Annotated in this window: 13 protein-coding genes; 5 read left to right on the forward strand and 8 right to left on the reverse strand. The window is 71.8% G+C overall.

The features are described 5' to 3' along the window. Positions 1 to 129 precede the first annotated feature (129 nt). Complete coding sequence (locus ABD056_RS08435; protein ID WP_343866112.1) at positions 130 to 780, forward strand: TetR/AcrR family transcriptional regulator; 651 nt, start codon at positions 130 to 132, stop codon at positions 778 to 780. On the opposite strand, the gene ABD056_RS08440 is transcribed toward ABD056_RS08435, so the two are convergent. From ABD056_RS08440 to ftsE, 5 genes are all read right to left on the reverse strand, one after another. Next, complete coding sequence (locus ABD056_RS08440; RefSeq protein WP_343866113.1) at positions 762 to 4130, reverse strand: LAGLIDADG family homing endonuclease; 3369 nt, start codon at positions 4128 to 4130, stop codon at positions 762 to 764. The two genes, ABD056_RS08435 and ABD056_RS08440, sit on opposite strands and share 19 nt — an antisense overlap. Before the next feature lie 215 nt (positions 4131 to 4345). Then, positions 4346 to 5119, reverse strand: a complete 774-nt coding sequence (locus ABD056_RS08445; RefSeq protein WP_343866114.1) for a lysophospholipid acyltransferase family protein — start codon at positions 5117 to 5119, stop codon at positions 4346 to 4348. Further along, complete coding sequence (locus tag ABD056_RS08450) at positions 5116 to 5823, reverse strand: YdcF family protein (protein WP_343866115.1); 708 nt, start codon at positions 5821 to 5823, stop codon at positions 5116 to 5118. The genes ABD056_RS08445 and ABD056_RS08450 overlap by 4 nt, the downstream gene beginning before the upstream one ends. Before the next feature lie 12 nt (positions 5824 to 5835). Then, positions 5836 to 6744, reverse strand: a complete 909-nt coding sequence (locus tag ABD056_RS08455; protein ID WP_343866116.1) for a cell division protein FtsX — start codon at positions 6742 to 6744, stop codon at positions 5836 to 5838. 2 nt (positions 6745 to 6746) lie between these two features. Further along, on the reverse strand, positions 6747 to 7505 hold the full coding sequence (gene ftsE / locus ABD056_RS08460; protein WP_343866117.1) for a cell division ATP-binding protein FtsE: 759 nt from the start codon (positions 7503 to 7505) through the stop codon (positions 6747 to 6749). A gap of 131 nt (positions 7506 to 7636) precedes the next feature. Between ftsE and ABD056_RS08465 the strand changes: the two genes are divergently transcribed. Further along, positions 7637 to 8623 (forward strand): DUF3426 domain-containing protein, encoded by a 987-nt coding sequence (locus ABD056_RS08465; RefSeq protein WP_343866118.1) that lies wholly within the window; start codon positions 7637 to 7639, stop codon positions 8621 to 8623. 66 nt (positions 8624 to 8689) lie between these two features. Here the strand turns inward: ABD056_RS08465 and ABD056_RS08470 are convergent, their stop codons facing one another. Further along, a complete protein-coding gene (locus ABD056_RS08470) occupies positions 8690 to 11272 on the reverse strand; it encodes a TIGR02302 family protein (protein WP_343866119.1) in 2583 nt (860 codons plus the stop codon). Between the two features lie 136 nt (positions 11273 to 11408). Beyond that, positions 11409 to 11624 carry a hypothetical protein gene (locus tag ABD056_RS08475; protein WP_343866120.1) on the reverse strand — a complete coding sequence of 72 codons (216 nt, stop codon included), beginning with the start codon at positions 11622 to 11624 and terminating at the stop codon, positions 11409 to 11411. Between the two features lie 97 nt (positions 11625 to 11721). Between ABD056_RS08475 and amrS the strand changes: the two genes are divergently transcribed. Beyond that, complete coding sequence (gene amrS / locus ABD056_RS08480; RefSeq protein ID WP_343866121.1) at positions 11722 to 12810, forward strand: AmmeMemoRadiSam system radical SAM enzyme; 1089 nt, start codon at positions 11722 to 11724, stop codon at positions 12808 to 12810. Between the two features lie 7 nt (positions 12811 to 12817). Here the strand turns inward: amrS and ABD056_RS08485 are convergent, their stop codons facing one another. Beyond that, a complete protein-coding gene (locus tag ABD056_RS08485) occupies positions 12818 to 13195 on the reverse strand; it encodes a DUF4405 domain-containing protein (RefSeq protein WP_343866122.1) in 378 nt (125 codons plus the stop codon). 223 nt (positions 13196 to 13418) lie between these two features. Between ABD056_RS08485 and ABD056_RS08490 the strand changes: the two genes are divergently transcribed. Together ABD056_RS08490 and vapB are read left to right on the forward strand one after the other, a co-directional pair. Further along, complete coding sequence (locus tag ABD056_RS08490) at positions 13419 to 14402, forward strand: HpcH/HpaI aldolase/citrate lyase family protein (RefSeq protein ID WP_343866123.1); 984 nt, start codon at positions 13419 to 13421, stop codon at positions 14400 to 14402. A 70-nt stretch (positions 14403 to 14472) separates the two neighbouring features. Continuing rightward, a complete protein-coding gene (vapB, locus tag ABD056_RS08495) occupies positions 14473 to 14685 on the forward strand; it encodes a type II toxin-antitoxin system VapB family antitoxin (protein WP_343866124.1) in 213 nt (70 codons plus the stop codon). The last annotated feature ends 6 nt before the right edge of the window (positions 14686 to 14691 follow it).

Raw genomic sequence — 14691 nt, forward strand, 5'->3', positions numbered from 1 at the left:
ATTGGGTCGGCCGCGTCCGGCGGGGTATCCTCCGCCCGCCCGCAGCGTTGGAAAGTCAGCACCTTTGAGCCATTCTGGCGGCCGGGCCGGGTGCCCTTCACAAGCCTGTTACCGCCTGAGGACCGACCGATGACCGACACCCCTTCCCGCCCGCCCTGCACCGCGCCGCCCTGTCCGCCGGAGGGGCGGTCGGCGCGCAAGCGGCGCCAGATCCTGGACGCGGCGCGGGCGCTGTTCACCGAACACGGCTTCGCCGCCACCAGCGTCGACATGGTGGTGGAGCGGGCGGGGGTGTCGAAGCCCACCCTCTACGGCCACTTCGGCGGCAAGAACGAGCTGTTCGCGGCGGTGGTGCAGGCGCAGGCCGAGGACTTCGCCGCCCACAGCTGCGAGATCGCCCACCTGCCGCCGCCCGAGGGCCTGCGGGCGCTCGGCAGCATGTACCTCGACATGGTGACGGGGCCGGAGGCGGTGCAGATGCTGCGGGCGGTGGTGGCGGAAGGACACAAGTTTCCCGACATCGCCGAAACCTTCTACGCCGCCGGCCCGGCCCGCACCCACGGCATGGTGGAATGCTACCTGCGCGAACAGCACGAGCGCGGCGCCCTGCATGTGCCCAACCCCCACATGGCGGCGGGCCTGTTCCTCGGCATGCTGCGGGTGGTGTTCTATCGCGCCGTCTTCGGCCTGGCGCTGGAAGCCCTCTGCCGCGACGCCGTGCTGGAGGAATCGGTGCGGGTGATGCTGGCCGGCTACGCCCCTCAGCCGCAGCGGGAATAGCCGCAGGCGGTGCAGGTGTCGCAGCCTTCCTGCCGCAGCAGGGCCGCCTGGCCGCACTTGGGGCAGCTGCGCAGGCGCGGCGTCTCGCCGTCGCGCCGAGCGGCGGGGCGGGCGTTGTCCTCCACCACCAGGAAACCGATGCGCACCATGTGCGCCTCGATCACTTCGCCGATGGCGGCCAGGATGGACGGCACATAGCGCCCCTCCATCCAGGCGCCGCCGCGCGGGTCGAACACCGCCTTCAGTTCCTCCACCACGAAGCCGACATCGCCGCCGCGCCGGAACACCGCCGAGATCATGCGCGTCAGCGCCACGGTCCAGGCGTAATGCTCCATGTTCTTGGAGTTGATGAACACCTCGAACGGCCGGCGACGGCCGTGCTCCACCACGTCGTTGACGGTGATGTAGGTGGCGTGGTCGCTCTCCGGCCAGCGCAGCTTGTAGGTGTAGCCGGGCAGGGCGGCAGGGCGGGCGGGCGGCGGCGTCAGGGTTTCCGCCGCCAGCGCCGCCGGAGTCGCGGCCGGCTCTCCGGTGGCGGTGGCGGGGGCGGCGGTCGAGTCGCGGACCGGCTCCAGCACCGCGCCGGTGACGGCATTGGGGCGGTAGGTGGTGCAGCCCTTGCACCCGAGGTCATAAGCCTGGCGGTAGACGTCCTGGAAGGCGTCGAAGGAGATGTCTTCGGGCACGTTGATGGTCTTGCTGATGCCGCTGTCGATGTAGGTCTGCACCGCCGCCTGCATCACCAGATGGTCGCGCGGCGCCAGGTCCATGGCGGTGACGAAGGCCGGCGGTAGCGGCGCCGTTTCCCCCTTCAGGGCCCGGAACAGCCGCCAGGCGTAGTCGGCGACGGTTTCCTCGCGGCGGCTGCCGTCGGGCATCAGCACCCGGCGGGTGTAGGTGAAGCTGAACACCGGCTCCAGCCCCGACGAGACGTTGTCGGCGAACAGCGAGATCGTGCCGGTGGGGGCAATGGAGGTCAGCAGCCCGTTGCGCAGGCCGTGGGCGGCGATGGCCTCGCGCACGTCGGCATCCAGCGCCTGCGCCGCCGGGCTGGCGAGGTAGCGGTCGCGGTCGAACAGCGGGAACGGCCCCTTCTCCGCCGCCAGCTCGGCGGAGGCGAGGTAGGCCGCCCGCCGCAGCCGCGCCAGCCACGACTCGGTCAGCCGCACCGCCTCGGCGCTGCCATAGCGGGCGCCGCACAGGATGAGGGCATCGGCCAGCCCGGTGACGCCCAGCCCGATCCGCCGCTTGGTCTCCGCCTCCGTCCGTTGCTGCGGCAGCGGGTAGTTGGAGATGTCGATGACCGCATCCAGCATCCGCACCGCCACCCGCACCCGCGCCTCCAGCCGCTCCAGGTCGAGCGCCGCCTCGGCCTCGAACGGCCGCTCCACCAGCCGCGCCAGATTGACCGACCCGAGCAGGCAGGTGCCGTAGGCGGGCAGGGGTTGCTCGCCACAGTTGTGGGCGACCAGGCCGTTGGCATCGAAGGCATTGGGTCCCGGAACTCGCACGTCGTAGACCGGCGCCTCGCCGGCCGGCAGCACGGCGGCGACGGTGGCGAAGAAGCGCGGCCGGTTGGGCGCCCGGCAGTAGGCCGCCAGCGCCGCTTGCAGCCGGGTGCGCTTGGCGGTGTCGGCAAAGCCGACCTGTTCGGCGAAGCGAACGAGGCTGGCCCCGCTCACCACCAGTTCATGATCGGCGTTGCAGGCAAAGGCGCGGCGGCCGCCCTTGCCATCGGGCAACAGGCGGGTGCCGGCGGCCCGGCGATCGCGGTAGAGGGTGGACACGATGCCGAAGCGCAGCAGCATCCGTTGGACGGTGGCGAGCAGACCGGCGTCGCTCTGCGCCAGGCGGATGCTGACGCCCTTGCCCTGTCGCCCCTGCACGCTGCCGTCGCTGTCGAACAGGCCGCGCAGCAGGCCGCGTTGAAAGGCGCTGCTGGCCCGCTCCATGGCGGCGGTGATGGTCTTGCGGCCGGGCGCCATGCCGTAGTCATGTGCCAGATGGCGCACGGCGCCGAGCACCAGCCGCCGCTCCGGCCGGCCGGAGACGCTCTGCCAGCCGGCGAAGTCGGCCCGGTGCGGCAGGCTGTGAGCCGCTTCCAGCGCCGCCGCCATGATGCCGCCGCTGCCCTCCGCCGGGGCCGCCTGATCGGGGCGGACCCAGACGCTCAGCACGGCCTTGTCGGTTTTCAGCGTACCATCGCCGATGAGCAGGCCGAGCAGGTAGCCCTCCTCCGCCGTGCCCGTGCCGCCCCAGTCGGCGGCCCCCGGGCGGTGGTCGTGCAGGCGCAGGCGGTCGCCGGGTTCCAGTTCGCCCGCCGCCCGCCAGGTGCCGTCGGCCAGCTGCAGCCGATGGTCGGGTGTCAGCGTCAGGGCCGGGCCCTCGCGGGTCATCAGCCGCACCACCGCACGCACGCCGGTGGGGAAGAAGCCTTCGGGGCCGGAGGCGACGGCGGCGCCGTCCACCAGGGCGGTGAACGGCTGGCCCACCAGGTCCCCCACCATGCGCGGGCCGGCGGCGGTGCTCACCCAGGTGTCGGCGGTGACGCAGGGGTTGGTCGCAATGATCTCTTCCGCATAGGACAGCGGGTTCAGGGTGTTGATGCGGTCGATGAAGACGACGCCCGGCTCCGCCACGTCGTATGTGGCCTGCATGATGCGCGTCCACAGGTCGCGGGCGCGCAGGGTGCGCCAGGTGCGGCCGCCGAATACCAGCGGCCAGTCGGCGTCTTCCCGCACCGCCGTCATGAAGGCATCGGTCACCAGCACCGACAGGTTGAACATGCGCAGGCGGGCGGGGTCGCGCTTGGCGTCGACGAAGTCCTCAATGTCCGGATGGTCGCAGCGCAGGGTGGCCATCATGGCGCCGCGCCGGCTGCCGGCCGACATGATGGTGCGGCACATGGCGTCCCACACGTCCATGAAGCTGACCGGGCCGGAGGCATCGGAGTCCACGCCGCGCACCGGCGCTCCCCGCGGCCGCAGGGTGGAGAAGTCGTAGCCGATGCCGCCGCCCTGCTGCATGGTCAGCGCCGCTTCGCGCAGGTGGGCGAAGATCGAGCCCATGTCGTCGTCGATGCGGCCCATGACGAAGCAGTTGAACAGCGTCACCCGCCGCCCGGTGCCGGCGCCGGCCAGGATGCGGCCGGCGGGCAGCACCACGAAATCGGCCATGGCCTCGGCATAGCGCTGTCGCCACAGGTCGGCATCGGCCTCGCCGGCGGCCAGCGCCGTCGCCACCCGCTGCCAGGTGTCCGCCACCGTCTTGTCCACAGGAGTGCCGTCGGCCGTCTTCTGCCGGTACTTCATGTCCCAGATCTGCTGGGCGATGCCGGAGGGGTCGAGCATCGGCGGCTCCGTGGCTGGGGGCGGCGGCGGCGGGCCGGCTTCCCGCAAAGGGACGGAATCGCAAGGAGATTCGCCGGTATCGGGAAACAACGATGCGCGCCGGCGTCTGTTGCGTCAACCCGGCCGAAGGGCGCCATCCACAGCCGTCGCAGCGCAGCGACTCGCCAAAGCGTGCGGAGTCGCCGGCTTATCCACCGGCGTCCACAGGCTGTGGATCAAATCTTCTCCACCGAGTTTTCCACAGGCTGCGCCGGCGTCGGCGGCAGCGTCGCCGCGCCGGCCTCGGCGTTGAGGCGGGCGCAGGCCGTCTCGATGCGCTCGTGCAGGGTCTGCATGAAGGCCTGCTTGGGCAGACCCGGCGGCAGCGGCGGCAGGAACTCGACGATGATGGTGCCGGGCCGCTTCAGGAAAGACTGCCGCGGCCAGTAGAGGCCGGAGTTGAGCGCCACCGGCACCACCGGGCGGTCGCTGCGGGCATAGAGGGCGGCGATGCCGGGCTTGTAGGGGGCGGTGGCGCCGGGCGCGGTGCGGGTGCCTTCGGGGAAGATGACGATCTGCCGCCCCTGGGCCGCCGCCGCGCCGGCCGCCTCGATCATGTGGCGCATGGCCTTGGCGCCGGCGCTGCGGTCGACGCCGATCATGCCGGCGCGGGCCATGTACCAGCCGACGAAGGGGATGCGCAGAAGCTCCTGCTTCAGGATGTAGACCGGGTCCGGCAGCACGCCGTGGAACAGGAAGGTATCCCACGCCGACTGGTGCTTGGCGGCGATGATGCAGCCGCCGTCGGGCGGCAGGGTGTCGCGCCCGCGCAGTTCGAACCGCAGGCCCACCACCACCCGCGCCAGCCACAGGATGCCGCGCGTCCAGGTGCGGGCGACGCCCTTGACGGCATCGCGGCCCATGGCCAGGGCAGGCAGGGCGCCAAGGCACAGCACGGCCGTCCACGACAGCCACAGCACGTTGAACAGAAGCGAGCGGAGGAAGATCACGACGTGGAGCGTCCTTCTGCGGCAGGGGCGGCGCGGCGCGGGGCGAAGTCCTCGGACAGCAGGTGGCGCAGCGTGCCCGCAAGGTACTTGGTGTATTCGCTGGCGATGAGCAGGGTGGTGCCGGGCCACCGCCACCAGTCGCTCTGGCGCACGGTTTCCGGGAACACCGGGTGCGGCACGATGGTGATGTGCGGCATGGCGCGGCGGAATTCCATCAGGCTGCGGCGCATGTGATAGCCGGCGGTTACCAGCCGCAGGGAGGCGAAGCCGTTCTCCTCCATGAAGACGGCGGTCTCGATGGCATTGCCGATGGTGTCGGCGGCGACGGTGCCCAGTTCGATGCGCCCGGCCAGCGCCGGCGGCAGCTCGTCGGGCACGTTGGGGGTGCCCTTCATGATGGCGGTCAGGTTGAGGTCGCGGTGGACGCCGGAAATGAACAGCATGCGGGCGCGGTCGCGCTGCAGCAGGTCGAAGCCGGTGCGCACCCGCTCCGACCCGCCGGTCAGCACGACGATGACGTCGGTGATGGTGTCCGGGTCGGCGACGTGATCGGGGATGTCGGCGGCATACCACACCAGCCCGGCCAGCCAGGCCGTCGCCAGCACGAGGATGATGCCGAGGCCGCTCCACAGGGTGCGCAGCAGCCGCCGCAGCAGCGGCCGGCGGCGTGGTGGCGGAGGAACGGCGGCGGGTCCGGCTGTCATGGCGGCCCGCCGCTACAGCATGCGGCGCAGCGACCGGCGCACGGTCACCCGCGCCGTCACCAGCGCCAGCAGCGCCGCCGAGGCCGGCACCAGGGCGAGCGAGATCCAGCCGAGGAAGCCGAGGTGGAAGGGCGGCAGGAAGCCCTGGTCGAGATCCTTCGACAGCCAGGCGATGCCCATGAGCGCCGGAATCGCCACCACCAGCCCGATCAGGCCGCCTTCCAGCGTCCACCCCACCATGCGGGCGGCGAACTGCTGGGCGATGTAGCGGTCGTGGGCGCCGATCAGGTGCAGCACCTCGATCTGGCTGCGGTGGACCTCCAGCCCCAGGCGGGTGGCGTGGATGACCGTGGCGGCCAGCGCCGCCGCCACCAGACCGACCACCAGCATGCCGAGCAGTGACAGCCCTTCGGCCAGGCTGATGATGCTCGCCAGCCAGACCTGATGGTCGTCGAGGGTGGCGCCGGGAACGGTGTCGCGCAGGGCGCGGCCGAGGGCGGCGAGGTCGGGGCGGGCGCCATCGGCGATCTGCACGTCGATCAGGCGCGGCAGCGGCAGGTCGCGCACCAGGTCGGAACTGCCGAGCCACGGCTCCAGCAGGCCGACCAGCTGGCTTTCCTCCAGCGGCCGGGCGACCACGATGTAGGACTGCTGGCGCAGGATGGTCAGCGTCTGCTCCACCCGGCGGTCGGTCTCGGCGCGGGCGGCGGCGGCGTCGGAGCCGGCCACCGGCACGATCTGCACCGTCACCGTGCCGGCCACGTCGCGCCGCCAGTCGTCCAGCACGCTGCCGATGGCCAGCGCCGCCGCCAGGGCCAGCACCGCCAGGAACACCATGATCGCCACCAGCCACGGCAGGTAGCGGCCGGTGGAGTCGGCGCTGATCGGCAGGTCGGAGCGCGGCTGGAAGAACGGGATCATGGTCAGCCGAGTCTCCCCTCGCCCAGGGCCTGCGGGAAGGTCTCGGCGGTGGCGTGCTCGGCCTCGGCCAGCGGCGGCAGCACGCTCAGGCGGCCGGCTTCCAGGTGCAGGCGAGGGAAGGCGAAGCGGCGCACCAGCGCCTCGTTGTGGGTGGCGATGACGACCGAGGTGCCGAGGCGGTTCAGTTCGGCGAACAGGTGCAGCAGGCGGAAGGCGATGCGGTCGTCGACGTTGCCGGTCGGCTCGTCGGCCACCAGCACGTCGGGGCGGTTGATGACGGCGCGCGCGATGGCGACGCGCTGCTTCTGGCCGCCCGACAGGGTGGGGGGCTTGGCGTGCAGGTGATCGGCCAGCCCGACCCAGGCCAGCAGTTCCGGCACGTGCTTGTGGATGTCCGACTCCGACACGCCGGCGACCCGCAGCGGCAGGGCGACGTTGTCGAGGGCGCTGAGGTGATCGAGCAGGCGGAAATCCTGGAACACCACCCCCAGCCGGCGGCGGATGGGCGGCAGTTCGTCGCGCGCCATGGCGGTGACGTCGCCGCCGAAGATGGAAATGAGGCCGCGCGACGGCCGCCGCGCCAGATAAAGCAGCGACAGCAGCGACGTCTTGCCCGCCCCCGACGGGCCGGTCAGGAAGTGGAACGAGCCGCGCCGCAGCGTGAAGGTGACGTCCTGCAGCACCTCCGGCCCGTTGCCGTAGCGCAGTCCGACGCTCTCGAAGCGGACGACGGCGTCCGCGGTATCCGGGGAAGTCCGCACCGTTTCCTCACCTTTGCCGGCCCGCAGGTTTACATGGGCCGGCGGCTGCCGTCCAGCGGACGGGTCGTGCTTGTGTTGATAACCCGCAAGTCCTATAAGTATCAGAGCTTTTTGCAAGACAAGCAGAACGGATGATCGTCAGCTGCCCCAATTGCGACTCCCGCTTCACCCTGCCTGACGGGGCGCTGGGCGTTGCCGGCCGCAAGATGCGCTGTGCCCGCTGCGGCCACGTGTGGCATCAGATGCCGCCCGAGGACGATGCCGCCTACGCCGCGCCGGCCGTGGCCGCCATGGAGGTGGCCCCGATGACGGTTGCCGTCACGGCGGCTGCCGCGCCGGCCGCTGCGGCCGCGGTGCCGGCCGGCGATCTGCCCATGGAGATGGAGGCCGACGGCGGGTCCTTCCGCCGCCAGAGCCCGCCCGACGGCGGCGACCTGCCGCTGGAGTCGGGGTTCGATGCGCCGCCGCCGCGCGACCTGCACGATGACGACACCACCGACCTCGACGCCCTGGCCGACCTGCTGAACCAGCAGACCCCGGACGAGGATGCCGAGGCGCGGATGCGCGACCTCGACAGCCTGCTCGACGCCGATTCGCCCGATCCCATCCCGCCCATGTTCGAGTCGCCCGACGAGCCCGGCGAAAAGCGCCGCTGGCCGCTGGTGCTGGCGATGGTGGTGATCGTCGTCGGCGGCCTGGGCGCCGGCGGCTGGTTCGGCCGCCACGAGATCATGGCGACGGTGCCGCAGACGGCGGGCATCTACGCCGCCCTCGGCCTGCCGGTGCAGACCATGGGCATCGGCCTGCGGTTCCAGAACGTCGCCGGCGAGCGCGTCGTCGAGGATGGCGTCGACACCCTGATCGTGCGCGGCTTCATCGCCAACATCTCGGGATCGGCGCAGGCCCTGCCGCACCTCAAGCTCACCCTCTACGACGCCGAGGACAAGCCGATCCAGTCCATGGTGTCGCGTCCGCCGCAGGATGGGCTGGAGCCCGACAGCACCGCCGGCTTCCGCCTGACGCTGGAGAACCCCGCCTCCGCCGCCCGCCGGTTCGAGGTCGACTGGACCGCCGAGCCGCTGCCCGGCGGCGGCGAACGCGCCGAAGCGGAAGGCTGATCCGGCCCCGGGTCCGGCGCCACGTCCGGTTCCGTCCGGCGGCGTCAGGGGTGCGGCCATGGCGGCTCAGAACTGCCGCAGCAGGCGGTGCAGGTAGTCCAGTTCGGGCGCCGGCCGCTCGCGGTCGCTGGCGCGGCGGCGCAGTTCGTCCAGCAGTTCCCGCGCCCGCTTTTCCTCCGGTTCCGTCGGCACCTTGGTGGTGCCGGGATCGACGCCGTTGCGGCGGCCGAGCGGATCGCGCCCCGGCGCCGCACCGCGGCCCGGCATGGGCATCGGCATCATCCCCTGCATCCCCATGGCCTGCATCATCTGCTGCATGGCCTGGCCCATGCCCTGACGCATGGCTTCCAGGGCCTGTCCCTGGGCATCGGCGGCATCGCCGAACTGGTCGCCCTGCAGGGCGCCTTCGGCATTGCGCATGGCCATTTCGGCCTCGCCCAGGTTTTCCGGCACCTCGCCGGCCATCTCGCCCATGCGGCGCATGAGGTCGCCAAGCTGCATGCGCAGGTCCTGCTGCGCCTGAGCCATGTCCTGCCCTGACGGTTGACCCTGGGGCTGGCCCTGCTGCCCGCGTTGTCCCTGCTGGCCCGGCTGCTGTCCCTGCTGCGGCTGCTGTCCCTGCTGGCCGGGCTGCGGCGGTGCCCCGGGGAAGGGCAGGCGGCCGGGCTGGCGGTCTTCCTCGCCGCGGGAGAAGCTCTCTTCCAGCATGCGCTCCTGCTCGCGGGCGAGGCGCTGCAGGTCGCGCATCAGCTCCTGCGCCTCCTGCATCTGCTGCATCTGGTCGGGGCTCATGGGCTGCATGTTGCGCATGGCCTCCATCATGCGCGACAGCTCGTCGAGCATGGAGCGGGCGGCCTCGCGCGAGCCCAGTTCGTTCATCTCGCGCATGCGGTCGAGCATGTCGCGCATCTGGCCGGGGTCGATGGTCTGCATGTCCGGCGGCATCTGCCCCATCATCGGCATCTGCGGCATGGCCTGCATCATCTGCGCCAGCATCTCGGTATAGCGTTCCAGCGCCTGCTGCAGTTCGTTCAGCAGGCGTTCGATCTCGGCGTCGGAGGCGTCGTTTTCCAGCGCCTCGCGCAGGGCGTCCTCGGCCCGCTCCAGGTCGCGGCCGGCCATGGTGAGGCCGCCGTCCTCCAGCCGCACCGCCAGATCCCACAGCAGGTCCAGCACCCCGGCGACGGCGGCCTCGGCGCGGTCGTGGTAGAGGCGGTTGGCGGCGATGCGCAGGCCGAGATAGACCACCGGGTCGCCGTCGAAGGCCTGCGGCTCGCGGTGCAGGCGATCGAGCACCGCCGAGGCGGCGGGGGCGGTGGTGGGGTCGCGGGCGACTTCCTTGCGCACGGCGGCAATGGCGGCGGCCACCGGATGCTGGAAGCGGCGCTCCGGCAGCAGGGTGTCGAGCGGGTCGGACAGGGCCGACTGGCCGGCGGCATCGGTCACCTTCAGGCGCACGGTCACCGGCAGTCCGGCCCAGGGGTGGGGCGTCAGGTCCAGGGTGGCGACCCCGGCCTGTTCCGTCGGGGCGCCGTCGCCGCGCGGTTGGGGCGGCGGATCGAGGGCGACCTCCACCGTTTCGCCGCCGGGGCGGTCGGGGCGCACGATCTGCACCACGAAGGTCTCGATGCCGTAGTCGTCGCCGGCGGCATAGGGCAGGCGCAGGCGGGTGCGGGCGGCTTCGCCCGGCTCTTCGGTGAAGCGGACGGTGGGCGGCATGTCGGGCACTACCGCCAGCGGCCAGTCGCCGATCTGCCGGCGACCGTCGGTGATGGCGAGGCGGCTGCCGCCGGCCAGCGCCGCTTCCAGCCGATGGCTGCCGTCGCCGATGCGCTCGAACGGCACCGGCATGCCGCCGGCTTCCAGCACCGGCTCGTCGGCGCCGTGGACCAGGGCGACGATGGTGGAGCCTTCCGGCACCCGCAGCGGGCCGCCGGCCTGCGGTGCCGCCACGGCGCTGCCGGCGGCGGCGGTGCCGCGCCCGGCCGACAGGGTGATCGGCGGCCGGCCGGTATAGGCCGGCGGCGTGATCCACAGGTCGGCGGTGAGCGGCGTCACCGTCGGCTGCGGCAGGGTGGGGTCGACGCCGCCGGCCAGCCGCTGGCCGAGGTCGCCCCAGCCGACGGCGACACCCACCACCAGCACCAGCACGCCCACCGCCCGCACCCCGAGCGGGTCGCGGCCGGCCATGCGGGGGGCGGGGAAGGGCACGCTCAGGCGGCGGGCGGCGGCCAGCATGCGCTCGCGATGGGCCTGCCACAGGCCGGCGGCGAAGGCATCGCCACCCGGCCGCGCCGGCTGGTCCATGAGGGCGGTGAGCGGCCGGTGATAGGGGCTGCGGCCGTCGCCGGGGGCGCCGCGGGTTTCCAGCAGGGTGCGGGCCTCGTCGTGGCTCGGCCACGGGAAGCGGCGCAGGGCGACGATGACGCAGGCGATCACCGCCAGCCCGAGGGTGGCGAGCAGGCCTAGGTGCAGCCACCCGGGCAGGCGCGGCAGGACGTCGAGGAAGGCCAGCCCGAGGAACAGGAAGGCAAGCGTCAGCGCCGGCCACAGCCGTTCCCACAGCCGCTCGGCCAGAAGCGACCAGCGGGCAAGGGCAAGGCGACCGGCCAGCGGCGGCCGCGGCGAGGGGTGCTTTGGCGTCGTCACAGCACCTAATGTAGCGAGCGCGACCGCGAATCAACAGCGGCCCGGACGCGATTTCGCGCCGGGCCGCCGGAAATAACGGATGGTCTGCTGCGCCCAAGGGGGCAGCAGCCGCTCCGCACGGGGTGCCCTGGTGTTTTCAATGTCGGCTGCCTTGCAGCCAGCGGCGGGTTTCCGGGTGCTGGCGGTCGAGGTGGACCCACAGCGGCCCCTGGTCGGGCGTCCAGGCGGTCACCTCCCGCCAGTCCAGCTGGCGCCCGCCGCCGCGGCCGTCGAGCAGCCAGGCCCGCACCATGGGCCCGGCGTCGTCGAACACTGGCACGTCGGCATTGCGCAGGGGCAGGGGGCTCACCATGTCCCGTTCACTCTTTGTTTGATTGGGTCCGATCCCGCCGCCGTGGCATGATGACTGCGGCGCGAGGTGACCCGCATTCAGCCCAATGGACGCGAAAATGTCGAGCCTCCCCTTCACTGGCGCCGTCATCGGCCGCCACTACGAGACCCTGCCCGACGGCCGGGTGGAGTGCCGCGTCTGTCCGCGCCGTTGCCGGCTGCACGACGGCCAGCGCGGCCTGTGCTTCGTGCGGGCGGCGGAAGGCGGCGCGGTGGTGCTGACCACTTACGGCCGGTCGTCGGGGTTCTGCGTCGATCCCATCGAGAAGAAGCCGCTCAACCACTTCCTGCCGGGCACGCCGGTGCTGTCCTTCGGCACGGCGGGCTGCAACCTGACGTGCCGGTTCTGCCAGAACTGGGACATCAGCAAGGCGCGCGAGCTGGACCGCCTGCAGGACCAGGCGAGCCCGGAGCGCATCGCGGCGGCGGCGGTGGAGCTGGGGTGCCGCTCGGTCGCCTTCACCTACAACGATCCGGTCATCTTCCTGGAATACGCCACCGACGTCGCCGACGCCTGCCGGGCGCGCGGCATCAAGGCGGTGGCGGTGACGGCGGGTTACATGGAGCCGGCCGCGCGGGCCGATTTCTTCGCCCACATGGATGCCGCCAACGTCGACCTGAAGGCCTTCACCGACGGCTTCTACCGCTCGCTCTGCACCGCGCAGCTGGCGCCGGTGCTGGAAACCCTGACCTACCTGACGCACGAGACCGACGTCTGGGTCGAGATCACCACCCTGCTGATCCCCGGCCACAACGACTCCGACGCCGAGCTGACGGCCCTGGCCGACTGGGTGGCGGAGCATCTGGGGCCGGACGTGCCGCTGCACTTCTCCGCCTTCCACCCCGACTACCGCATGCGCGACGTTGCGGCGACGCCGGCCGCCACCCTGGCGCGGGCGCGGCGCATCGCCCGGGCGGCGGGCTTGCGCTACGTCTACACCGGCAACGTCCACGACGCCGAGGGCGGCTCCACCTGGTGCCCCGGCTGCGGCGCCCTGCTGATCGAGCGCGACTGGTACCAGCTGGGACACTGGGGGCTGACCGCCGACGGCGCCTGCACCTCCTGCGGTACGGCGGTGCCGGGGGTGTTCGAGGCCGCGCCCGGCACCTGGGGCCGCAAGCGCCTGCCGGTGCGGCTGGCGGGGTGAGCGGCGCCTACAGCAGCAGCGCCCCCGCCGCCGCCGACAGCGCCATGAGGCCGAGCGTCACCAGCACCCGCCCGAGGCCGCCGCTGCGGCTGGCGTAGGAGACCAGGGCACGGCCGTTGAACCACACGTGCAGCAGGCCGAAGGCCATGAAGGCCACCGCCACCCCAAGGTGGATGTCCTGCCACGCCCCCTTGCCCATGCCGAGCAGGGTGTAGCCGGTTGCCATCGCCACCTCCCGCGGCGGCCACAGGTACATGACCAGCCCGGTGACGGTCAGGACGGTGAAGGCGGCCGCCATCACCAGGCCGGTGAGGCGCCGCGAGGGCAGCGGCAGCCGGGTGATGGCACCGCCGGCGGCGGGACGGGGGGCGGCAGAGGCGGACATGGTTCATCTCCTGCGGGAATGAGCTGCGATGCAATCCCGCCATGCTCGCCCCCGCCGGTAACCACATCATGTCCGCCGGCCGGCCGTTCGGTAACAGAGGGTAACGGCGGCGCCCCGCATCCCCCATTGACTTCCTCCCCCGATTCCGGCCATCAATGCCGAACGTTTCGCTGCGGCGCAGCAGATTGAAATATTATTTCTGGCTTTTTGGGAGGATTTCCGCATGAGCTTCACCATCGTCGAGCAGGCTCCGGCCCGCCTGAATCGCAGTGAACAGGCCGTTCCCGGCTCCAACACCCGGTTCCTGGAGAAGGCCGCGCAGGGCAACGCCGACATGGTGTTCCTCGACCTGGAGGACGCCGTTGCCCCCTCCGAGAAGGAGCAGGCGCGCAAGAATATTATCCAGGCGCTGCATGACCTCGACTGGTCGGGCAAGACGGTGTCGATCCGCATCAACGGCCTCGACACCCACTACATGTACCGCGACGTGGTGGACATCCTGGAAGCCTGCGTCGACAAGGTCGACCTCATCATGATCCCGAAGGCCGGCACCGCCGCCGACATCTACGCCCTCGACATGCTGGTCACCCAGATCGAGCAGGCCAAGGGCTGGACCAAGCGGGTCGGCTTCGAGATGATCATCGAGACGGCGCTCGGCATGCAGAACGTCCACGAGATCGCCGCCGCCTCCAAGCGCAACGAGAGCCTGCACTTCGGCGTCGCCGACTATGCCGCCTCCACCAAGGCGCGCACGGTGAACATCGGCGGCCCGAACCCGCTCTACGGCGTGCTGACCGACCCGCTGGACGACGGCCGCCGCGACTTCCACTGGGGCGACATGTGGCACTACGCCATCGCCCGCATGGTGGTGGCCGCCCGCGCCAACGGCCTGCGCCCCATCGACGGCCCGTTTGGCGACTTCTCCGACGCCGAGGGCTACAAGGCCCAGGCGCGCCGCGCCGCCATCCTCGGCTGCGAAGGCAAGTGGGCCATCCACCCGAGCCAGGTGGACCTCGCCAACGACCTGTTCTCCCCCTCCGACGCCGAGGTCGCCCAGGCCCAGGCCATCCTGGACGCCATGGCCGAAGCCCAGCGCACCGGCAAGGGCGCCGTGACCCTGAACGGCAAGCTGATCGACATCGCCTCGATCAAGCAGGCCGAGGTGCTGGTCAAGAAGGCCGAGCAGATCAAGGCGCTGGGGAAGTAAGGTAGTATGGTCCCCTCCGTCGCCCTCGGGTGGCGGAGGGGAAGACTTCTCCGGTCGGGAGGGCTCCGCCATGGCACATCGCACCAGCCTGTTCGACAGCGACGGCCTGCAGGCCGTGCGACTGCCGGAGGACCTCGCCTTCCCCGCCGGGGTGACGGAGGTGGCCGTGGTCAAGGACGGCACCCGCCGCATCCTCGTGCCGGTGCAGGCGGGGTGGGACGACTTCTTCGATGCGCCAGGGGTGGACCTCGGCCCGCGGGAGCAGCCCACAGGCGGTGCGTGAGTACGG

The sequence above is a fragment of the Caenispirillum bisanense genome (genome assembly GCF_039523075.1).
GTDB lineage: Bacteria > Pseudomonadota > Alphaproteobacteria > Rhodospirillales > Rhodospirillaceae > Caenispirillum > Caenispirillum bisanense.